Here is a 20558-nt window from a genome sequence, read left to right as displayed (position 1 = left end):
AAGAAAGTACAACGTTGTTGCTTGTTTGTTGATACATACAATCATTACCCATCGATTTGCGTTTTACGGCAAACCGATCAATAAATAATCTTTACTTCTTCCAGATTGTTAAAGAACGAAACAGCTTTGATCGCTAAAAGATCAAACCTAAACCTGACGGCTTACGTTTGCACTTTCAAAGTATTGGTGGAGGATGACGGGATCGAACCGACGACCCCCTGCTTGCAAAGCAGGTGCTCTCCCAGCTGAGCTAATCCCCCTGGGTGTGTTACATACTGATAGGTCTGGCTGGACTAGTGTCCACCTTACCCCCGGGTTTGTTTTTACTGGTAGGGCTGGTTGGACTCGAACCAACGACCCCCGCGTTATCAACACGGTGCTCTAACCAGCTGAGCTACAGCCCCAACGCGGTGCTACTACGACTACTGTTTCTTCTTAATTAAACAGCCGATAAGTGTGAACATTTGATGCGTGAATCAGTTACCTGATTCGTGCAAACTCTAGAAAGGAGGTGATCCAGCCGCACCTTCCGATACGGCTACCTTGTTACGACTTCACCCCAGTCACGAATCCTACCGTGGTAAGCGCCCTCCTTACGGTTAAGCTACCTACTTCTGGTAAAACCCGCTCCCATGGTGTGACGGGCGGTGTGTACAAGACCCGGGAACGTATTCACCGCGACATGCTGATCCGCGATTACTAGCGATTCCAACTTCATGCAGTCGAGTTGCAGACTACAATCCGGACTACGATACACTTTCTGCGATTAGCTCCCCCTCGCGGGTTGGCGGCGCTCTGTATGTACCATTGTATGACGTGTGAAGCCCTACCCATAAGGGCCATGAGGACTTGACGTCATCCCCACCTTCCTCCGGTTTGTCACCGGCAGTCTCATTAGAGTGCCCTTTCGTAGCAACTAATGACAAGGGTTGCGCTCGTTGCGGGACTTAACCCAACATCTCACGACACGAGCTGACGACAGCCATGCAGCACCTGTGTACTGGTTCTCTTTCGAGCACTCCCTGATCTCTCAAGGATTCCAGCCATGTCAAGGGTAGGTAAGGTTTTTCGCGTTGCATCGAATTAATCCACATCATCCACCGCTTGTGCGGGTCCCCGTCAATTCCTTTGAGTTTTAATCTTGCGACCGTACTCCCCAGGCGGTCTACTTCACGCGTTAGCTGCGTTACCAAGTCAATTAAGACCCGACAACTAGTAGACATCGTTTAGGGCGTGGACTACCAGGGTATCTAATCCTGTTTGCTCCCCACGCTTTCGTGCATGAGCGTCAATCTTGACCCAGGGGGCTGCCTTCGCCATCGGTGTTCCTCCACATATCTACGCATTTCACTGCTACACGTGGAATTCTACCCCCCTCTGCCAGATTCTAGCCTTGCAGTCTCCAATGCAATTCCCAGGTTGAGCCCGGGGATTTCACATCAGACTTACAAAACCGCCTGCGCACGCTTTACGCCCAGTAATTCCGATTAACGCTTGCACCCTACGTATTACCGCGGCTGCTGGCACGTAGTTAGCCGGTGCTTATTCTTCAGGTACCGTCATTAGCAAAAGATATTAGCTTTCACCGTTTCTTCCCTGACAAAAGAGCTTTACAACCCGAAGGCCTTCTTCACTCACGCGGCATTGCTGGATCAGGCTTTCGCCCATTGTCCAAAATTCCCCACTGCTGCCTCCCGTAGGAGTCTGGACCGTGTCTCAGTTCCAGTGTGGCTGGTCGTCCTCTCAGACCAGCTACTGATCGATGCCTTGGTAGGCTTTTACCCTACCAACTAGCTAATCAGATATCGGCCGCTCCACGAGCATGAGGTCTTGCGATCCCCCACTTTCATCCTTAGATCGTATGCGGTATTAGCGTAACTTTCGCTACGTTATCCCCCACTCTAGGGTACGTTCCGATATATTACTCACCCGTTCGCCACTCGCCACCAGAGCAAGCTCCGTGCTGCCGTTCGACTTGCATGTGTAAGGCATGCCGCCAGCGTTCAATCTGAGCCAGGATCAAACTCTTCAGTTTAATCTCTGTTTAATGTCATTTCTGACAGGTCGGACAGTATCACTACCATCCAAATCTTTTGCATTACAAAAGATTTGCTCACTCAAAAAACTGACAGGCTACTTCCGAAGAAGTATCCTATTTCATTATTTCTTGTGAACATTTGATATTTTAAGTTAGACGCCAATCCGAAGATTGACGCTGCACTTACATCAAATGCCCACACTTATCGACTGTTAATTGTTAAAGAACGGTATTCGGTACTGCTTATTTGCTACTTTCGCGCTATCGACAAAGCGTTGTGTTTGTCAGCTGCGAAGAAGGAAGAGTATGAAGCTTTTTCAGCATTTCGTCAACCTTCTTTTTTACCCACTTCACTCAGCATTTGCATGCATCGTTCAGCGAGGGGGCGAATTATAGCCTTGGGCTGCGCGTCCCGCAAGGGCTATTTTGCAGCTGAGCAAATATTGCTGTGTGATATCGTAGCGCCAACAATCCCCTGCCTCACCCACTTTGACTCTCATGCCTATCCCACACATCACCCCCACCGCCAATCCCGCACTGGCCAGCGCACTCGAACATGCCATCAATAGCAAGACCAAGCCGCTGGGCAGCCTGGGATTACTGGAAACGCTGGCCCGCCAGATCGGCCTGATCCAGCAAAGCACGCAACTGACACTACACCAGCCTGCCATCATCGTTTTTGCGGCCGACCATGGCGTCGTCGCCGAAGGCATTTCTGCCTATCCACAAAGCGTGACCTGGCAAATGGTGGAAAATTTCCTGGCCGACGGCGCCGCCATCAATGTCTTTGCCCGTCAGAACCATTGCGCCTTGTATATAGTAGATGCGGGCGTCAACCACGACTTCGGCCCGCGCGAAGGCTTGCTCGACCGCAAGCAAGGCCCGGGCACGCGCAACTTTGCCAACGTAGCCGCCATGAGCAAGGAACAGTGCATCGCCGCCATGCAGGCGGGGATGGATCTGGCCGCCACGCTCGATGGCAATGTGCTTGGCTTTGGCGAAATGGGTATCGGTAACACCACCGCCGCCGCCGCGCTGATGCACAAGCTGACGCAAACACCGGTCGCCGATTGTGTGGGCGCCGGCACCGGCCTGTCAAAGGAAGGCATATTGCACAAGCAGCAGGTGATCGAAGCGGCCGTCGCCCATCATGCGGCAGTCAATGAGCCACTCGACGTACTGGCCACCTTCGGCGGTTTCGAGATCGCCATGATGGCAGGCGCCATGCTCAAAGCGGCCGAACGGCGCATGATTTTGCTGATCGACGGCTTCATCGTCAGCAGCGCCTTGCTGGTGGCGGCCCGTCTGCAGCCGGCCATCCTCGATTACTGCGTGTTTTCGCACTGCTCCGATGAAAACGGCCACCGCCAGCTGCTGGCAAGCCTGGACGCGCGTCCGCTGCTGCATCTCGATTTGCGCCTCGGCGAAGGCACGGGTTCAGCCCTGGCCTTGCCGCTGCTGCACGCGGCCGTCAACTTCATGCGCGAGATGGCGACCTTCGCCTCGGCCCAGGTCAGCGAAAAGTCCACGCCAGACTAAGACCATGACCCATCCCGTTTCCGCCGCAATCCATCAGTGCCGCCTGTTCTTCATTGCGCTGCAGTTCTTCACGCGCCTGCCTATCCCGCGCTGGGTGGGTTTCGAACCGGCCTGGCTGCAGCACGCCTCGCGCTACTTCCCGCTGGTCGGCGTGGTGGTGGCGGCCATTTCCGGCGCAGTGTATCTGCTGGCCAGCTGGCTCCTGCCTTCGGCAGTGGCCGTGCTGCTGGCCGTCGCCGCCGGCATTTATCTGACGGGCGCCTTCCATGAAGACGGCTTCGCCGACATGTGCGATGGCTTTGGCGGTGGGCTGACGCGCGAGCGGGTACTGGAAATCATGAAGGATTCGCGCATCGGCGCATATGGCGCCATCGGCATCATCTGCCTGCTGGCCATCAAATGCGCGGCGCTCGCTTCGCTGCCGCCTGCCACGCTGGTGGCGACATTATTCATCGCCCATCCTTTGTCTCGCCTGGCCGCCGTCTCGCTGATCTGGGGCATGGACTATGCGCGCGACGAAGGCAAGGCCAAGCCGATGGCGCAAGAAATGACTACCGCAGAGTTCATCATCGCCGCCGTCTGCGCCCAGTTGCCCGCCATCGCCTGCGGCGTGCTGGGGATATTTGACTGGGCTGCGCTGGTCTTTGCCATCGTGGTGGCGGCAGCTGTCGCATTCTGGCTGGGCCGCAAATGCCAGCGCCGCCTGCAAGGCTACACAGGCGACTGCCTGGGCGCAGTACAGCAACTGGCGGAAGTGGCGATTTACCTGGCCATCCTGTCCAGCTTCCAGCCTCCCATACGCTTCTATTAACATGCGACTGATTTTAGTGCGCCACCCCGCGCCGCAGGTGACCAGCGGCACCTGCTATGGCCGCAGCGACGTGGCGGTGGCGTCGCACGAAATGGCCTCGGCGCGTGCCAGCCTGCAAGCAACGCTGCCGGCCGGCGTGCCGCTGTATGCCAGCCCGCTGCGCCGCTGCGCCGGCCTGGCGTCAGCATTGGCGCAAGACTTGCCTTCCAGCGGCTTGCACTTCGACGCGCGGCTGGCCGAGATGGATTTCGGCGCGTGGGAAATGCAGCCCTGGCACGCGATTGCACGCGCGGACATCGATGCCTGGGCCGCCGATCTGGCCTGGTACCGTCCCGGCGGAGGTGAGAATGTGCTGGCGATGGCCGCCCGCGTCGATGCGTTTTTAGGCGATCTGTTGCGTGAACAACACGAAACGGCAGTCATCATCTGCCACGCGGGCACCATCCGCCTGCTGTCGGCACTGCAAGCCCGGCTGCCATTGGAAGAAACCGCCCTGCTGGCCGCCCGTTCCGCCCACAAAATCGCCTACGGCGCGACGGTCGTCGTCGATTTCTGATCTCGAAGCGTCCAGCCAGCCATTTCAGTCTACGCCTGCTGCACGTATAATGGCGGGGTTTTGGTGCCCGCGCTCATGTCCATGAGCGCAGTTAAACGGGAAACACGATGCCGCTCCCGCGGCGAGCGTGTGCTGCCCCCGCAACGGTAAGCAAGTGTCGCCCCTCCCGACAGGAAGCGGGCGACAAGCTATCTCTGACAACCACTGTGCTTGCTCATCGAGCATGGGAAGGTGGGATAGCGGTACTTGCCAGCCCGGATACCGGCCAGGACAGGTGGAAGTGTGCGAACGGGGATGTTCGCGATCCGAATGGCCCATGGCCATCTTCGATCGTCATCTTCAGTTCCCACTTCTGTTCAATCTGGCCTACGGGGACGTCGGCTGGTTGCATATTACTTACTGAAAATTATCATGACCCATGCTGTTTCCCGCCACGCGGCCCTCACGTCGCTCGCGCTAGCCATTGCCGCGCCTGCCGCTTTCGCCCAAGCCACGCCAGATACCTTCGATCCGATCGTCGTCACCGCCAGCCGCTACCCGCAACACCTGAGCGAAGTCTTGAGCGATACGCAGACCATCAGCTCGGAAGACATCGCGCGTTCTGGCGCCAGCTCGATTGTCGACCTGTTGCAAAAACAACGCGGCATTGAAGTGGCGCGCAACGGCGGCGCAGGCACTGCGGCCAGCGTATTCATTCGCGGTGCGAACAGCAACCAGAATATCGTGCTGGTTGATGGTGTGCGCATTGGCTCGTCCACCCTGGGCACGGCCAACTGGAGCGCCTTGCCCCTTTCCAGCATCGATCATATTGAAATCGTCTATGGTCCACTGAGCACCATGTACGGTGCGGACGCCATCGGCGGCGTGATCCAGATCTTCACGAAAAAAGGCGACGGCGCCACGCGCGTCTCCGCATTCGCCGGTTACGGCAGCAACAACACGCGCCAGGTCGAAGCGCAAGTGGCCGGCTCCACCGCTGGTCCGAACAGCTTCAGCTATGCGCTGGCAGCTGGCAAGGAAAAATCGGATGGTTTCTCGGCCTCGAAGCTCGGTGCATCGCCTGAATACACCTACAATCCAGACAAAGACGGCTACGACAAGGAAAGCTTCAGCGGCCAGTTCGGCTATCAGATGGCCAAAGGCCATGAAGTGGGCCTGACATTCCTGAATAGCGAACTGAAAGCGCAGTATGACGCCGGTCCTGGCTACGATGCACGCAGCAACGAGAAACTGGAAAACGTCTCCGTCTTCACGAAGAACGAATTCCTGCCCAACTGGACCAGTGAACTGCGTTATGCGGAAGCGCGTGACAAGGCCGGTAATGATGGTGGCACCGATTCGTGGAGCAAGAGCCAGATCAACACCAAGCAGACCGACCTGACCTGGCAAAATGACATCCGCTTCGGCCGCGACAACCTGCAACTGCTGGCCGGCTACCGCGATGAAGATGTCACATCGAGCACCACGCCCGAAGTCACGGGCGCACGCCATACCAAATCCTTCGCTGCATCGTACAACCTGGTACGCGGCGCGCACCTGGTCAGCATCAGCGGCCGCCGTGATGACAGCTCGGCATTCGGCACGCACAACACGGGCAGCGTCGCCTACGGCTACCGCATCACCAACGCATTACGCGCCAACGCCAGCTACGGCACCAGCTTCCGCGCACCGACCTTCAATGAGCTGTACTACCCGGGCTATGGCCTGGCGACGAACAATCCGGAACAGGGCCGCAACGCCGAAGTGGGTCTGCGCTACGACGACGGCGTGTCGAAACTGAGCGCCAGCTATTACCACAACAAGGTCAGCGACCTGCTGGTGAATACCTCGCCTTGTCCCGATCCGCTGTTCACCGGCTACGGCTGCGCCTACAACGTCAACAAGGCGCTGCTGGAAGGCCTGACGATTGCTGGCGCACGCAAGTTCGGCGCTTTCAACGTCAGCGGCAACATCGACCTGCAAGACCCGCGCGATGAAACCAAGGACAAGCAACTGGTACGCCGCGCCAAGCAGCACGCCAACTTCGCCGTCGACTACACGGCTGGCGCGCTGACGTCGGGCGCCGAGTGGCAATTGTCGGGCAAGCGTTTCGATGATGCCGCCAACAAGAACGTCCTGGGCGGATATGGCCTGGTCAATCTGTACGCCACCTACCAGTTCACCCGCGACTGGTCGGTGCTGGCGCGCTGGAACAACATCGCCAACAAGGATTACGAACTGGCGCGCTTCTACGCGACACCCGGCTCGAAAGTCTTCGTCGGCGTACGCTACGGCATGAAATAACCCCGTCGTAATGATGTAAGCTGCGGGCGATGGCATGCCGTCGCCCGCAGATGCAGTTCTGCAGTCCCCGTTTTTAAGGCAGTACATGCACCCATTTTTCCGCAACATGCGCCACCGCGCCACTGTGATCCTCACGGTGCTGATCGTGTGCGCAATTGCCAGCCTGATTTTCTCCGGCATGATCGGTTCGATTGCGATTCCGCTCGCCGACCTGCCGTCCGCCCTGTTCCATGTGATGCAGGGCAAGACCGATACCCTCGCCGCCACCCTGCTCGACCTGCGCCTGGGCCGCGCGCTGACCGCGTTTGTCACCGGCGCAGCGCTGTCGCTGGCCGGCGTCATGATGCAGGCGCTGCTGCGCAATCCCCTTGCCGACCCGTATGTGCTGGGCATTTCCGCCGGCGCCTCCGTCGGCGCGCTGGCCGCGCTGCTGTTCATGTGCGCGCTGTGGGTGGTCGACGCGGCCGCCTTTGCCGGCGCCGTCGGCGTGTCCATGCTGCTGTATTTCTTTGCCCGCCGCGACCTGCGCGGCGGCACGGCGGCCGAAGGCGGCGCCTCGCTCTTGCTGCTGACGGGCGTGATCCTGGCCTCGGCCTGCATGGCCATCGTCACCCTGATGCTGTCGATTGCCCCTGAAAGCCGCTTGCGCAGCATGGTGTTCTGGATGATCGGCGACCTGGCCGGCGCGCCCGCGCGGCTGATGCCCTGGCTGGTCCTGGCCGGCGCCCTGGTCTTTGCGCTGCGCAGCGCGCGCTCGCTGAACGTCATGGCCCTGCACGCGGAAGCGGCCAGCACCCTGGGCGTGCGCGTGGGCGCGTTGCGCAAGGGACTGTTCTTCTGTTCCGGCCTGCTCACGGCCAGCGCCGTCACCAGTGCCGGCAGCGTGGGTTTTGTCGGCCTGATCGTGCCGCATGCGCTGCGCTTTGCCTGCGGCCCCGATCATCGCCTGCTGATACCGGCCGCCGCGCTGGCCGGCGGCACCTTCCTGGTACTGGCCGATACCTTGGCGCGTACCGTGCTGGCACCGTTGCAGCTGCCCGTTGGCGTCGTCACGGCCATGATAGGCGCGCCCGTCTTCCTGTACCAGCTCCATCGATTGCGCCGCACATGATACACACCAACCAACTCAGCCTGAAAGCAGGCACGCGCTGCCTGGTGGAAAACCTCACCTGGCACATCAAGGATGGCGAATGCTGGAGCGTGATCGGCCGCAATGGCGCGGGCAAGAGCACCTTGCTGCGCGCGCTGGCCGGCTTGCGCGAACCCGATGCGGGCCACGTGACCATACAAGGCCGCGCCCTGGTCGACTGGCCTTTGGAGGAGCTGGCGCGTGAACGGGCCTTCCTGGCGCAAGCGCGCCACGATGCATTCTCGTACCGCGTCATTGAAACCGTGCTGTCGGCGCGCCACCCGTATCACGACAACCATTACTGGGAAGGCAGCGACGACCAGCGCATCGCCCTGGCGGCGCTGGCATCGATGGAAGTGGAACACCTGGCCGAGCGCGACGTGCGCAGCCTGTCCGGCGGCGAACGCCAGCGCGTGGCGATTGCCGCCATGCTGGCGCAGGATACGCCCTTGCTGCTGCTGGACGAACCGGCCAATGCGCTGGACCTGGCGCACCAGGTCAGCGTCATGGGCCTGCTGTCGAAGCTGTGCCGCGAACAGAATAAAACCGTGGTGATGGTAGGCCATGACCTGAACCTGGCACACAGCGTCTCGACCCATGCGCTGCTGCTGATGGGCGATGGCGGCTGGCTGGCCGGCCCCGTGGCAGAGGTGATGCAGGCATCCATCCTGGGCGACTACCTGGGCCACCCGATCGAGATCATAGCCCACGGCAAACGCAAGATATTCATACCGAAAGAGGACTGACATGAGCGACAACAAGACCATCGACGCGGACACCGCAGCGATCAACGAACGCCACCGCGTGCGCATGGAGCGCAAGAAGGCCATCATCGACGCGGCCATCGCCAAGGCCGACAAGGAAATCGGCATCATCATCGTCAACACGGGCAATGGCAAAGGCAAGAGTTCGAGCGGCTTCGGCATGGCCATCCGCGCCATGGGCCACGGCATGAAAGTGGGCGTGGTGCAATTCATCAAGGGCGCCATGTCGACCGGCGAAGAAAAATTCCTGCGCCGCTTCCCCGACGAAATCAGTTTTCATGCGATGGGTGAAGGCTATACCTGGGAAACGCAGAACCGCGAACGCGACATCGAAAAAGCCGAACTGGCATGGGAGCAGGCGAAGACCTTCCTGGCCGACCCCAGCTACGGCCTGGTGCTGTTCGACGAACTCAATATCGCCCTCAAGTACAACTACCTCGACGTACATAAAGTCATCGCCGACCTGCTGGAACGCCCGGCGATGCAGCACGTGGTCATCACGGGCCGTGGCGCGCCGGACGAATTGATCGCCATCGCCGACACCGTCACCGAAATGGCTGTCGTCAAGCATGCATATGCGGCCGGCATCGGCGCGCAAGCCGGCACCGAGTGGTAGCAGCGCCATGACGCGCACCCTGGTCTTCGGCGGCGCCCGTTCCGGCAAGAGCGCCTATGCGGAAAAGCTGGCCCGCGAGTCGGGCAAGGAAATCGTGTATATCGCCACCGCCCAGGCGGGCGATGAGGAGATGGCCACGCGCGTCAGGCACCACCGTGCGCAGCGCCCGGCCGAGTGGGCGACACTGGAAGAACCGCTGCGCCTGGGCGACGCCATCCTGCGGGAAGCACTGCCCGGGCGCCTGCTGCTGGTCGACTGCCTGACCTTGTGGCTGACGAATCTGATGTTTTCCAGTGGCGAAACCTATCCGGACGTGGGTGACATCGCCCTGCCCGAACTGTTCCACAGCGAGCGCGCGCACCTGCTGTACGCGCTGGCCGAAATCGAAGACACCGGCTGCGACCTTGTTCTCGTCTCGAACGAAGTGGGCATGGGCATCGTGCCCTACGGCGCCATCTCGCGCTGCTTCACCGATGAAGCGGGCCGTCTGAACCAGGCCGTGGCAGCCATCTGCGACAGGGCCGTGTTTGTCGCCGCCGGCCTGCCGCTGCACCTGAAAGGCGCCCCATGCTGAGCGGCTTGTCGCTGCCCATGCTGGCAGGCCTGATGACGGCCGGCGTGCTGCTCGATCTGATCCTGGGCGAGACGCGCCGCTGCCATCCGCTGGTGGGCTTTGGCCGCATCGCCAGCGCGCTCGAACGCCTGCTGAACCGGGGCCGTGGGCGTTTTCTGCGCGGCGCGCTGGCGTGGGTATTGGCCGTACTGCCGATCAGCTATGCCGCCTGGTGGCTGTGCGGCCTGGCCGGTGCGGCCCTGCATGTCTTCCTGCTGTATCTGTGCCTCGGCTTGCGCAGCCTGCGCGACCACAATCAACCGATCGCCGATGCCCTGGCCATGGATGACCTGGACAACGCGCGCCTGCTGACGGCGCGCATCGTCAGCCGCGACACGGCCAACGCCGATGCGGCCAGCCTGGCCAAGGCCAGCACGGAATCCCTGCTGGAAAACGGCAACGATGCCGTCTTCGGCACCCTGTTCTGGTTTGCCGTGGCAGGCGGCCCCGGCGCCGTGCTATTCAGGCTGGCCAATACCCTCGACGCCATGTGGGGCTACCGCAACGAACGCTACGACTGGTTCGGCTGTTGCGCCGCGCGCATCGACGACATATTGAATTACCTGCCGGCGCGCCTGACGGCCCTGTCCTACGTCTTGCTGGGCAAGACCATGGCGGACAAGCAGCGCGCCTGGCACTGCTGGCGCAGCCAGGCCCCCAGCTGGGGCAGCCCGAACGCGGGGCCCGTGATGGCCAGCGGCGCCGGCGCCCTGGGCCTGGCCTTGGGTGGCGACGCCATCTACGACGGCGAGCTGGAACGCCGCCCGCCGCTGGGCACCGGCCGTCCGGCCGAAGCGCGCGACATTGACCGCGCCTGGCGCCTGGTGGCAGAAACGGCCGTGCTGTGGCTGATCTGGGTGACGCTGCTGGCCGGGCTGTATTACCTGCGGGGGAAATACCTTGCTTGAACATGGCGGCAACCTGCGCGACGCCGCGCGCGAATATGGACGACCACTGGCCGACTGGATCGACCTGTCGACCGGCATCAATCCGCACGGCTATCCCGTGCCCGCCAGCAGCGCCAGCGCCTGGCACCGTCTGCCGGAAAGCAACCCGGCGCTGGCTGCCGCCGCCTGTGCCTACTATCACGCGCCAGCCATGCTGCCGGTGGCCGGCACGCAGGCGGCCATCCAGGCATTGCCCCGGCTGCGCGCGCCATCCTGCGTGGTCGTCGCCGCGCCCTCATACGCGGAACACGCGCACCACTGGGGCCAGCATGGCCACAGCTTGCGGCATGTACCGTATGCGCAGCTGGCCAATGCGGTGGACAGCTGCGACGTGATGGTTGTCTGCAACCCGAACAACCCCACCGGCGCGCACATCGCGCCCGAGGTGCTGCTGGACTGGGCAAACAGACTGGCCCAGCGCGGCGGCTGGCTGGTGGTCGATGAAGCGTTTGGCGACACGCAGGCGCAAGCCGGCCTGGGACCGCACGCGGGCCAGCCTGGACTCATCGTGCTGCGCTCGGTCGGAAAATTCTTCGGCCTGGCGGGACTGCGCCTGGGCTTTGTCGCCGCCCATCCCGAGCTGCTCAGCAAGCTGGCCGACATGCTGGGGCCATGGACCGTCAGCGGCCCGGCGCAGCAAGTGGCCCTGGCCGCGCTGACCGACGCGCGCTGGCAGGATGCGATGCGCCTGCGCCTGCGCGAAGAAGGCGAACGCCTGCGCCAGCTGCTCGCCAGCCACGGCATCGTCAGCGGCGGTTGCGCGCTGTTTCAATGGTGGCCGGAAGAAGACGCCGAAGCCTTCTGGCACCATATGGCCCAGCAGGGAATCTGGGTGCGCCTGTTCCGCCACGCCGCCTACGGCATCCGCCTGGGTTTGCCGCCGAACGAAGACGCCTGGCTCCAGCTGGAACAGGCACTCACCACATGGAAGAAGCTATGAACCACTTGAAAACAGCACTGCTGCTGGCGGGACTGATCTCGACCCAGGCGCACGCCGCCATCACCGTACGCGATGACGATGGCAATGCCGTCACCCTGGCCAGGCCCGCGCAGCGCATCCTGGCGCTGGCGCCGCACGTCACGGAGCTGCTGTTCGCAGCCGGTGGCGGCGAGAAAATTTCCGGTGTCGTCAGCTATAGCGACTATCCGGAAGCGGCCAAGAAAATCCCGCAGGTAGGCGACAACCGCCAGTACGACATGGAGCGTATCATCGCCATGAAGCCGGACCTGATCGTCGTGTGGATGCATGGCAGCGCCGAGCGCCAGATCGCCATGCTGCGCCAGCTGAAGGTGCCGATTTATCACAGCGAGCCGCGCAAGCTGGCCGACATCCCGGACAGCATGGAACGCCTGGGCCAGCTGATGGGCACGGAAAAAGTCGCCAAGCCGGCCGCCGCGCAGCTGCGCGCCAAACTGGCCAGCCTGACGGCCCAGTATGCGCAGCGCCCGCCCGTGCGCGTGTTTTACCAGGTGTGGGACAAGCCCCTGTACACCTTGAGCGGCGCGAGCATCATCAGCGACTCCATGCGCGTATGCGGCGCGCAGAATATCTTTGCCGCGATGAAGGTGGTGGCGCCCGTCGTCACGCCGGAAGGCGTGCTGCAGGAAGATCCGGAAGCCATCTTCGGCACCAGCGAAAAAAGCGATCCGCGCAGCGAAGGCGGCCTGGCCATGTGGCGCGCCTTCCCCTCGATGACGGCCGTGCGCAAGAATAATCTGTTCCGCCTGAATGGCGACCTGCTGAACCGCGCCGGCCCGCGCATGATCGAAGGCACGGCCGCCATGTGCGAACAGCTGGAGGTGGCCCGCCAGCGCCGCAGCGCTCCCGCAGCCAAGACGGCGCCATGAGTCACTACCAGCGCATCGCCTGCCTGTCGACGGAAGCCGTGGAAACGCTGTATGCGCTGGGTGCCGAAGACGTCATCGCAGGCATTTCCGGCTTCACCGTGCGCCCTCCCCGCGCACGCGAGGAAAAGACCAAGATCAGCGGCTTTTCGTCGACGAACCTGGAACGCATACTGGCAGTGAAACCGGATCTCGTGATCGGCTTTTGCGACATGCAGGCCGATATCTGCCGCGACCTGGTCAAGGCCGGCATCGAAGTACACCAGTTCAACCAGCGCACGGTAGACGGCATCCTGCGCATGATCGCCGTACTGGCGGCGCTGGTGCAGCGCGAGGACGCCGGCCGCGAACTGATCGCCAGCCTGCGCGCGGACATCACCGCCGCCCGGGCCCGCGCCGCCGCCTGGACGCGCAAGCCCGTGATGTACTTTGAAGAGTGGAATGATCCCCTGATGAGCGGCATCGGCTGGGCGGCGGAATTGATCGACATCGCCGGCGGCACGGACGCCTTCCCGGAATTGTCCGCCCACCCGGGTGCGAAAGAGCGCATCATCGCCGATCCTTGCGCCGTGGTGCGGCGCGCGCCCGACATCATCATCGCCAGCTGGTGCGGCAAGAAATTCCAGCCCGCGCAACTGGCGGCACGCCCGGGCTGGGATGCGATTCCCGCCGTGAAAAACCAGATGCTGTTCGAGATCAAGTCGCCCGACATCCTCTCGCCCGGTCCGGCCGCCATCACAGAGGGGTTACGCCGGATCAGCGACATCATCGCGCAATGGCAGGAGCGCCAGCCATGAACACCCCCTTCCCCACCCTGATGGTGCAAGGCACGACGTCCGATGCGGGCAAGAGCACCGTCGTTGCAGCCCTGTGCCGATTGTTGATGCGCCGCGGCGTGACGGTAGCACCGTTCAAGCCGCAAAACATGGCATTGAATAGCGCCGTGACGGCGGACGGCGGAGAAATCGGCCGCGCGCAAGCCTTGCAGGCACTGGCCTGCGGCATCGCGCCGCACACCGACATGAACCCGGTACTGTTAAAACCGTCGTCGAACACGGGCGCGCAGGTGATCATCCATGGCAAGGTGCGCGCCGAGATGGATGCGCGCGACTACCAGCAATACAAGACCATCGCCATGGGCGCCGTGCTCGAATCGTACGCGCGACTGCGCCAGCAATATGCCGCCGTCATCGTCGAAGGCGCCGGCAGCCCCGCCGAAGTCAACCTGCGTGCGCGCGACATCGCCAACATGGGCTTTGCGGAAGCCGTCGACTGTCCCGTGATCCTGGTGGCCGACATAGACCGGGGCGGCGTCTTCGCGCACATCATCGGCACCCTGGCGTGTTTGTCCGACAGCGAGCGCGCGCGCATCCTCGGCTTTGTCATCAACCGCTTCCGCGGCGACATCTCGCTGCTACAACCCGGCATCGACTGGCTGGAGCAGCAAACTGGCAAGCCCGTACTGGCCGTGCTGCCCTACCTGCAAGGCCTGTTCCTCGACGCGGAGGACGCCGTCGAAGCGACGCAGGCCGAACGGGGCGCCTTCAAGGTGCTGGTACCGCAACTGCCGCGCATCAGCAACCACACGGATGTCGACGCGCTGCGCGCCCATCCCGGCATCGACCTGCAATTCATCCAACAAGGACAGCCGATTCCGCCGGCCGACCTGGTGATCCTGCCAGGCAGCAAGAACACGCGCGGCGACCTGGCCTGGCTGCAGCAGCAGGGCTGGCCCGCCTATCTGGCGAAGCACCTGCGCTACGGCGGCAAGGTGCTGGGCATCTGCGGCGGCTTCCAGATGCTAGGGCAAAGCGTGTGCGACCCGCTGGGCGTGGAAGGCGCGGCAGGAGAGTCAAAGGCACTGGGCCTGCTCGACATGGTGACTGAACTGACGGCGGAAAAGCGCCTGCAACAGGTGGCAGGGCACTGCGCGTTTTCCGGCGCGGACGATGCGCGCGTGGCAGGCTATGAAATCCACATGGGCGTCTCGCACGGCGCCGCCCTGCGGCAGCCGGCGTTCATGATCGATGGACGGCCCGAGGGGGCCGTATCGGGCGACGGGCAAATCCTGGGCAGCTATTTGCACGGCATGTTCGACACGCCCGCCGCATGTTCGGCGCTGCTGCGCTGGGCGGGGCTGGACTCCGGCCACACGGTGGACACCGCCGCCCTGCGCGAGGCCAGCCTGGAGCGCATCGCCGACGCGGCGCTGCCTCTGCTGGATGCACTGGAACGATTGCCACGCTGATGGGGATGTCGGGTTACGCCGTACCGGCTAACCCGACCTACTTGCTGGATCAGATCAAACGCTAGCGGCTATTTTTTCAGGCACATGCCCATGTACGAACGGTCGGTCGAAAACTCGACTGCCATGCTCGACGACACGGGCATGAACATCGAATAATCGGCCGGCACATCGGCCGGGTCCTTGAACACGGCGACGCCATCGAAATCGACGGCTTGCGCGCCCAGGCCCAGCTTGTTGACGGTGATGGTTTCCGCATGCGTCTTGCCGGTCGTGTTATTCGTCAGGGTGGCGGTGCTGCCGGCAACGACGATGTTCGCGCTGATGCCCGACGCCGCGCAGGCATAGCTGCCATTGAGTTCCGTGCCGATCTTCTGCTGTTTGGCCGCCACGATGGTGCCCACGCGCAGGACGTTTTCCTGGTTGCGGCCGTAGCGGTCGATGAACAGCGCCAGCCCGCGGTCCCCGGAGTGCACGTGCACGATGCCGAAGTCCTGGCCACCCTGGCGGGCGACGAGCAAACCGGTCTTTGCATCCTTGACCAGGGTCAGGCTGGCGTTTTCCGCTTCCAGCTGCGGCGATACCGCAGAGCACACGCCTTGCGCGTTGAACACGCCGCCATTGCACAATTGGGCCGCTCCGTCGGCTGCAATCTTGAGACTGCCTTTCGGATGGAAAGGAAAAGCGCCGTTGGAAGCATTGCGCATGGCCCCCAGGAAAATATAGTTGCCGGCCAGCTTGGCCACATCACCCACCGCATAGCCGCTGCCGCTGACGGTCGAGACCATGTTACCCAATTTGATATTGCCCGACAGCAGACGCGTGCGTGCATCGACGGTAACGCTGAAATCTGTTGCCGTGTAGGTGGTCAGATTGCCGGTGGTGGTAGCGCTGAACGTGCCGCTGCGGTCGCTCAAGCCGAACTGCGTCGACAGGACACGGATGGCATAGGTTTTCTTGACGCTGTCAAACGTGATGCGCCAGGTGTCGCCGATATCGGCGGCCACGTCATACACGCTTTCGTCAGCACTGGCACCGGCAATGACAGTCAGGCCAGCCTCTTTCGCCACGGCTTCCGATGCCACCGTCACGCTGTCGGCTGGGACGACGGGAGGCGTGACCACGACAGGTGGTGTGACCGGTGCTTCCGGCGTACCGCCATCGCTGCCGCCACCGCATGCGGACAGGGCAGCGCCCAGGACAAGGAACGTAAGTGCATTTTTCATGTGGTGTGACTTTCGGAAAAAGAGGAGGCCGGAGCTGCCAGGAACACATGCTAGCCTTGCCCGCAATCTATTGCCATGGAACAAATGTTCCATGGACGCCGCCCCCCGCACGCTGCCAGAATGACGGGCGCGGGCGGCACGCAGGCGCCATTTATGTGACAATTCATCGTACTGTCGGCTCCGTTCTTCCTCCTCAGGCTCGCACCCATGACCAGTTCCCCGATTAAAAGCTACCTTCCCTGGGTGGTCGCCACCGCCCTGTTCATGGAGCAACTCGACTCCACCATCGTCAACACCGCCATCCCCGCCATGGCCGCCAGCCTGCATGTGACGCCGCTGAGCCTGAAGGCCGTCGTCACCAGCTACATCCTGAGCCTGGCCGTGTGCATTCCCATCAGCGGCTGGATGGCCGACCGCTTCGGCACGCGGCGCGTATTTTCCGCCGCCGTTGCCATCTTCACCCTCGCCTCCATCCTGTGCGGCCTGTCCGTGAATGCCCCCATGCTGGTGGCCGCGCGCCTGCTGCAAGGGGTGGGCGCGGCCATGATGATGCCGGTGGGCAGGCTCACCATCATCCGCACCTTTCCCAAGTCACAATTGCTGGCAGCCATGAATTTCGTCATCATCCCCGCCCTGATCGGCCCACTGCTGGGGCCCACGGTGGGCGGGCTGATCGTGCACTGGCTGTCGTGGCGCGAGATTTTCTTTGTCAACGTGCCCGTCGGCCTGGCAGCGCTGTACCTGGCGCACCGCTACATGCCCGATTACTACGGCGACAAACCGCGTCCGCTGGACCTGATCGGCCTGGTGCTGTTCGGCACGGGCATCGCGCTGCTGTCGTGGCTGCTGGAAATTTTCGGCGAACATCGCATCGATGCCACCTCGTTTGCCGTGCTGCTGTTCATTTCCATCAGCCTGCTGGCCGCGTATGCCTGGCATTCGAGCGAAGTGCTGCACCCGCTGCTGCGCCTGACCCTGTTCAAGATCCGCACCTTCCGCGTCTCCGTGGTGGGCGGCTTCGTCACGCGCCTGGGCGTGGGCGGCCTGCCCTTTCTCTTGCCGCTCTTGTACCAGCTGGGCCTGGGCTTGCCCGCCTGGCAGTCGGGCTTGCTGATGATGCCGTCGGCGGCGGCGGCCATGGGCATGAAATTCATTTCCGCGCGCGTGCTGGCCCGCTTCGGCTACCGCCAGGTGCTGATCGTCAACACCGTGCTGATCGGCATCACCATCGCCATGTTTTCGCAGGTGGGTGCGGGCACGCCGCTGTACGTGATCGTCGGCATCAGCCTGTGCATGGGCTTTTTCAATTCGCTGCAATTTTCCAGCATGAACACCATCGCGTATGCCGATGTCGACAAGACCGACTCCAGCATGGCCAGCACCATCGCCAGCTCGATGCAGCAACTGTCGATGAGCTTTGGCCTGGCCTTCGGTTCGCTGATCACGGGCTGGTACCTGGGCGACATGCCGCAGTCGGACCGCGCCATGCTCAGCACCGCCCTGCACCACACCTTTTTGACCCTGGCTGCCCTGACGGTGCTGTCCTCGCTGACCTTCTGGACCTTGCGCCGCGACGATGGAGAAAGCATCAGCAAGGGCTCCGACAGCGACGAGGAAGAGGCGTCCGACGTGAAAGCCCAGGCCCTTGTGCAGACGGAAGTGCAAACCACCAAAGGCTGAGCCACATCAAGCTTGCCGCCAGCGCCGCTGGTACTTTTTCCTGACGCTGCTACCGTGACGGCAGGAGGTGCACATGGCGGCCGAGCGGCGCTTTACATGGAAGGGCACGGACCGTCATGGCCAGGCGGTCGATGGCATCTTGCGCGCCGCCGACGCCAGCACTGCGAAGGGTGCGCTACGGCGCCAGGGTATCCTGGCCACCCGTGTGCAGGCTGTGCGCGCCGCGCCCGGCAAAGCCATCACGCGCAAGGATATCGCGCTGTTCACGCGCCAGCTGTCGACCATGATGGCGGCCGGCGTGCCGCTGCTGCACGCCTTCGACATCGCCGGCAAGGGCCACGCCAAACCCGCGATCACGGAGCTGATGCGCGACTTGCGCCAGGCCATCGAAGCGGGCAGCAGCCTGCAGCAGGCCTTTCGCCAGTTCCCGCTGCTGTTTGACGAGCTGTACTGCAAGCTGCTGGCGGCAGGCGAACAGGCGGGCATCGTGCAGGACTTGCTGGCGCGCCTGGCCACGCACCAGGAAAAGGCCATCGCCCTGCGGCGGCAAGTGCGCGGCGCGCTGATGTATCCGCTGCTCATCGTGCTCGTCGCCATCGCTGTCACGGCCATCATCATGAGCGTGGTCGTGCCCGCCTTCCGCCAGGTCTTCGACAGCTTCGGCGCGCCCTTGCCGCTGCCCACCCTGGTCGTCATGGATTTATCCGCTTTTGTTGTCCGCTACTGGCTGGCTCTGTTGGCGGCGCTCCTGCTCGCTTGCCTGCTGCTGCACCTGGCCTGGCGCCGCTGGCCCGCCTTGCGGCGCAACACGCAGCTGCGGGCATTGCACCTGCCCGTCTTCGGCACACTGTTGCGCAAGGCGGCGATCGCGCGCTGGACGCGCACCCTGGCCGCCATGTTTGCCGCCGGCGTGCCGCTGCTCGACTCGCTCGGCCTGGTGGGCGCCGCCTCCGGCCACGCGCTGTACCAGGAAGCGACGACGCGCATCGAGCGTGAAATCCGCGCCGGCGGCAGCCTGGCCCTGGCCATGGAGCACAGCGGCGTGTTCCCCCCGCTGCTGACGCAACTGGCCCTGATCGGCGAGGAATCGGGCGCGCTCGACGCCATGCTGTCGCGTGCGGCCGAGATCATCGAGGCGGACATCGATGCCACGGTGGCCACCCTTTCCGCGCTGCTGGAACCGGCGCTGATAGTGGTGCTGGGCGTGCTGGTCGGCGCCTTGGTGATCGCCCTGTATTTGCCGATTTTCAAGCTGGGCGCGGTGATTTGATAAATCACCCTGCGCAAAACGTCCCCATGTGTTGGCAGATGTTTTACACTGCGGCAGTGCCAGGCAATGTTTGCGCGGCAACATCATCACCTCAGACCCATCCACCATGCTGCAAGATACCCTGCTGTTCGCCGCTCCCGGCAATTTGCCCGTCGCCCTCGTCGCCGCCCTGTTCGGCCTGATCGTCGGCAGTTTCCTCAACGTGGTGATCCACCGCGTACCGAAAATGATGCAGCGCGAATCCGATAATTATGTGGCGGAAGAAAGCGGCCAGCCCTTGCCGCATACGGACCGCTACAACCTGATGCTGCCGCATTCGAACTGCACCGCTTGCGGCCACCGCATCACGGCCATGGAAAACATCCCCGTCATCAGTTACCTGCTGCTGCGCGGCAAGTGCAGCGCCTGCAAGGCCCCCATCTCGGCGCGCTATCCGCTGGTCGAGCTGCTGACGGGCGCGCTGTCGGCCCTGTTGATCTGGCACTTCGGCAGCGGCTGGACGGGCCTGGCCACGCTCGTGTTTGCCTGGCTGCTGATCGCCATGACCTTCATCGATGCCGACACGCAAATGCTGCCCGACGACCTGACCTTCCCCCTGCTGTGGGCAGGTCTTCTGGTCAACATCAATGGCACCTTCGTGCCCCTGCAGGACGCCGTCATCGGCGCGGCCGCTGGCTACCTGGCGCTGTGGGCCGTGTACTGGGCCTTCAAGCTGGCGACAGGCAAGGAGGGAATGGGCTATGGTGACTTCAAATTGCTGGCGGCGCTCGGTGCCTGGCTGGGCTGGACCATGCTGCCGACCATCATATTGTTGTCGTCGCTGGTCGGCGCCGTGGTCGGCATCGGCCTGATCGTCTTCGCCAGGCGCGGGCGCGACAAACCGATTCCGTTCGGCCCCTACCTGGCGGCGGCGGGCCTGATAGCGCTGCTGTACGGCGCGCCCCTGTCGCGCCTCACGCAGGGTCTGACCGGCTGACCGGTGCGGCACTGCGCCAT

The 20558-nt window shown here is 62.7% G+C and carries 17 protein-coding genes, 2 tRNA genes, 1 rRNA gene and 1 riboswitch; of the genes, 16 read left to right on the top strand and 4 right to left on the bottom strand.

The window, feature by feature from the left end:
- Positions 1-184: 184 nt before the first annotated feature.
- The 3 genes from FJQ89_RS22875 to FJQ89_RS22865 form a co-directional block, all read right to left on the bottom strand.
- Positions 185-260, bottom strand: a tRNA-Ala gene (locus FJQ89_RS22875).
- 67 nt (positions 261-327) lie between these two features.
- A tRNA-Ile gene (locus FJQ89_RS22870) sits at positions 328-404 on the bottom strand.
- Positions 405-504: 100 nt separating this feature from the next.
- Positions 505-2035: ribosomal RNA gene (locus tag FJQ89_RS22865) — 16S ribosomal RNA — on the bottom strand.
- 501 nt (positions 2036-2536) lie between these two features.
- Here FJQ89_RS22865 and cobT point away from each other — a divergent pair.
- The 13 genes from cobT (at position 2537) to FJQ89_RS22800 (ending at position 15389) form a co-directional block, all read left to right on the top strand.
- Positions 2537-3577, top strand: a complete 1041-nt coding sequence (gene cobT, locus FJQ89_RS22860; RefSeq protein ID WP_141171826.1) for a nicotinate-nucleotide--dimethylbenzimidazole phosphoribosyltransferase — start codon at positions 2537-2539, stop codon at positions 3575-3577.
- Between the two features lie 4 nt (positions 3578-3581).
- Positions 3582-4388 (top strand): adenosylcobinamide-GDP ribazoletransferase, encoded by an 807-nt coding sequence (locus FJQ89_RS22855; protein ID WP_141171825.1) that lies wholly within the window; start codon positions 3582-3584, stop codon positions 4386-4388.
- 1 nt (position 4389) lies between these two features.
- Positions 4390-4944 (top strand): histidine phosphatase family protein, encoded by a 555-nt coding sequence (locus tag FJQ89_RS22850; protein ID WP_141171824.1) that lies wholly within the window; start codon positions 4390-4392, stop codon positions 4942-4944.
- Positions 4945-4988: 44 nt separating this feature from the next.
- Positions 4989-5228: riboswitch (cobalamin riboswitch) on the top strand.
- 127 nt (positions 5229-5355) lie between these two features.
- Entirely contained in the window at positions 5356-7227 is a 1872-nt protein-coding gene (locus FJQ89_RS22845; RefSeq protein ID WP_141171823.1) for a TonB-dependent receptor domain-containing protein, read from the top strand.
- An 85-nt stretch (positions 7228-7312) separates the two neighbouring features.
- Positions 7313-8338 carry a FecCD family ABC transporter permease gene (locus FJQ89_RS22840; RefSeq protein ID WP_141171822.1) on the top strand — a complete coding sequence of 342 codons (1026 nt, stop codon included), beginning with the start codon at positions 7313-7315 and terminating at the stop codon, positions 8336-8338.
- Positions 8335-9102 carry an ABC transporter ATP-binding protein gene (locus FJQ89_RS22835; RefSeq protein WP_141171821.1) on the top strand — a complete coding sequence of 256 codons (768 nt, stop codon included), beginning with the start codon at positions 8335-8337 and terminating at the stop codon, positions 9100-9102. The genes FJQ89_RS22840 and FJQ89_RS22835 overlap by 4 nt, the downstream gene beginning before the upstream one ends.
- Before the next feature lies 1 nt (position 9103).
- Positions 9104-9736 carry a cob(I)yrinic acid a,c-diamide adenosyltransferase gene (cobO, locus tag FJQ89_RS22830; RefSeq protein ID WP_141171820.1) on the top strand — a complete coding sequence of 211 codons (633 nt, stop codon included), beginning with the start codon at positions 9104-9106 and terminating at the stop codon, positions 9734-9736.
- 7 nt (positions 9737-9743) lie between these two features.
- A complete protein-coding gene (cobU, locus tag FJQ89_RS22825; protein ID WP_141171819.1) occupies positions 9744-10310 on the top strand; it encodes a bifunctional adenosylcobinamide kinase/adenosylcobinamide-phosphate guanylyltransferase in 567 nt (188 codons plus the stop codon).
- Positions 10304-11257, top strand: a complete 954-nt coding sequence (cbiB, locus tag FJQ89_RS22820; protein ID WP_141171818.1) for an adenosylcobinamide-phosphate synthase CbiB — start codon at positions 10304-10306, stop codon at positions 11255-11257. The genes cobU and cbiB overlap by 7 nt, the downstream gene beginning before the upstream one ends.
- On the top strand, positions 11250-12236 hold the full coding sequence (gene cobD, locus FJQ89_RS22815) for a threonine-phosphate decarboxylase CobD (protein ID WP_141171817.1): 987 nt from the start codon (positions 11250-11252) through the stop codon (positions 12234-12236). The genes cbiB and cobD overlap by 8 nt, the downstream gene beginning before the upstream one ends.
- Positions 12233-13144, top strand: coding sequence for a cobalamin-binding protein (locus FJQ89_RS22810; RefSeq protein WP_141171816.1), 912 nt, complete (start codon positions 12233-12235; stop codon positions 13142-13144). Before cobD ends, FJQ89_RS22810 begins: the two co-directional genes overlap by 4 nt.
- Entirely contained in the window at positions 13141-13938 is a 798-nt protein-coding gene (locus FJQ89_RS22805) for an ABC transporter substrate-binding protein (RefSeq protein WP_141171815.1), read from the top strand. Before FJQ89_RS22810 ends, FJQ89_RS22805 begins: the two co-directional genes overlap by 4 nt.
- A complete protein-coding gene (locus FJQ89_RS22800) occupies positions 13935-15389 on the top strand; it encodes a cobyric acid synthase (protein WP_141171814.1) in 1455 nt (484 codons plus the stop codon). The genes FJQ89_RS22805 and FJQ89_RS22800 overlap by 4 nt, the downstream gene beginning before the upstream one ends.
- A gap of 68 nt (positions 15390-15457) precedes the next feature.
- On the opposite strand, the gene FJQ89_RS22795 is transcribed toward FJQ89_RS22800, so the two are convergent.
- Positions 15458-16612 (bottom strand): hypothetical protein, encoded by a 1155-nt coding sequence (locus FJQ89_RS22795; protein WP_141171813.1) that lies wholly within the window; start codon positions 16610-16612, stop codon positions 15458-15460.
- 207 nt (positions 16613-16819) lie between these two features.
- Here FJQ89_RS22795 and FJQ89_RS22790 point away from each other — a divergent pair, with 207 nt between their 5' ends.
- From FJQ89_RS22790 to FJQ89_RS22780, 3 genes are all read left to right on the top strand, one after another.
- Positions 16820-18292: a DHA2 family efflux MFS transporter permease subunit gene (locus FJQ89_RS22790; RefSeq protein ID WP_205704521.1), complete on the top strand. Its 1473-nt coding sequence runs from the start codon at positions 16820-16822 to the stop codon at positions 18290-18292.
- Between the two features lie 73 nt (positions 18293-18365).
- Positions 18366-19562, top strand: a complete 1197-nt coding sequence (locus tag FJQ89_RS22785; RefSeq protein WP_141171812.1) for a type II secretion system F family protein — start codon at positions 18366-18368, stop codon at positions 19560-19562.
- A gap of 106 nt (positions 19563-19668) precedes the next feature.
- A complete protein-coding gene (locus FJQ89_RS22780; protein WP_141172945.1) occupies positions 19669-20538 on the top strand; it encodes a prepilin peptidase in 870 nt (289 codons plus the stop codon).
- Positions 20539-20558 lie beyond the last annotated feature (20 nt).

Source organism: Janthinobacterium tructae, from assembly GCF_006517255.1.
GTDB classification, from domain to species: Bacteria; Pseudomonadota; Gammaproteobacteria; order Burkholderiales; family Burkholderiaceae_D; genus Janthinobacterium; species Janthinobacterium tructae.
This window is presented reverse-complemented; position numbering and strand designations above follow the sequence as displayed.

Bases quoted from the DNA above. Each gene is read 5' to 3' on its own strand.
- cobT (WP_141171826.1), top strand. From the start codon at position 2,537: ATGCCTATCCCACACATCACCCCCACCGCCAATCCCGCACTGGCCAGC.
- FJQ89_RS22855 (WP_141171825.1), top strand. From the start codon at position 3,582: ATGACCCATCCCGTTTCCGCCGCAATCCATCAGTGCCGCCTGTTCTTC.
- FJQ89_RS22850 (WP_141171824.1), top strand. From the start codon at position 4,390: ATGCGACTGATTTTAGTGCGCCACCCCGCGCCGCAGGTGACCAGCGGC.
- FJQ89_RS22845 (WP_141171823.1), top strand. From the start codon at position 5,356: ATGACCCATGCTGTTTCCCGCCACGCGGCCCTCACGTCGCTCGCGCTA.
- FJQ89_RS22840 (WP_141171822.1), top strand. From the start codon at position 7,313: ATGCACCCATTTTTCCGCAACATGCGCCACCGCGCCACTGTGATCCTC.
- FJQ89_RS22835 (WP_141171821.1), top strand. From the start codon at position 8,335: ATGATACACACCAACCAACTCAGCCTGAAAGCAGGCACGCGCTGCCTG.
- cobO (WP_141171820.1), top strand. From the start codon at position 9,104: ATGAGCGACAACAAGACCATCGACGCGGACACCGCAGCGATCAACGAA.
- cobU (WP_141171819.1), top strand. From the start codon at position 9,744: ATGACGCGCACCCTGGTCTTCGGCGGCGCCCGTTCCGGCAAGAGCGCC.
- cbiB (WP_141171818.1), top strand. From the start codon at position 10,304: ATGCTGAGCGGCTTGTCGCTGCCCATGCTGGCAGGCCTGATGACGGCC.
- FJQ89_RS22810 (WP_141171816.1), top strand. From the start codon at position 12,233: ATGAACCACTTGAAAACAGCACTGCTGCTGGCGGGACTGATCTCGACC.
- FJQ89_RS22805 (WP_141171815.1), top strand. From the start codon at position 13,141: ATGAGTCACTACCAGCGCATCGCCTGCCTGTCGACGGAAGCCGTGGAA.
- FJQ89_RS22800 (WP_141171814.1), top strand. From the start codon at position 13,935: ATGAACACCCCCTTCCCCACCCTGATGGTGCAAGGCACGACGTCCGAT.
- FJQ89_RS22795 (WP_141171813.1), bottom strand. From the start codon at position 16,612: ATGAAAAATGCACTTACGTTCCTTGTCCTGGGCGCTGCCCTGTCCGCA.
- FJQ89_RS22790 (WP_205704521.1), top strand. From the start codon at position 16,820: ATGACCAGTTCCCCGATTAAAAGCTACCTTCCCTGGGTGGTCGCCACC.
- FJQ89_RS22785 (WP_141171812.1), top strand. From the start codon at position 18,366: ATGGCGGCCGAGCGGCGCTTTACATGGAAGGGCACGGACCGTCATGGC.
- FJQ89_RS22780 (WP_141172945.1), top strand. From the start codon at position 19,669: ATGCTGCAAGATACCCTGCTGTTCGCCGCTCCCGGCAATTTGCCCGTC.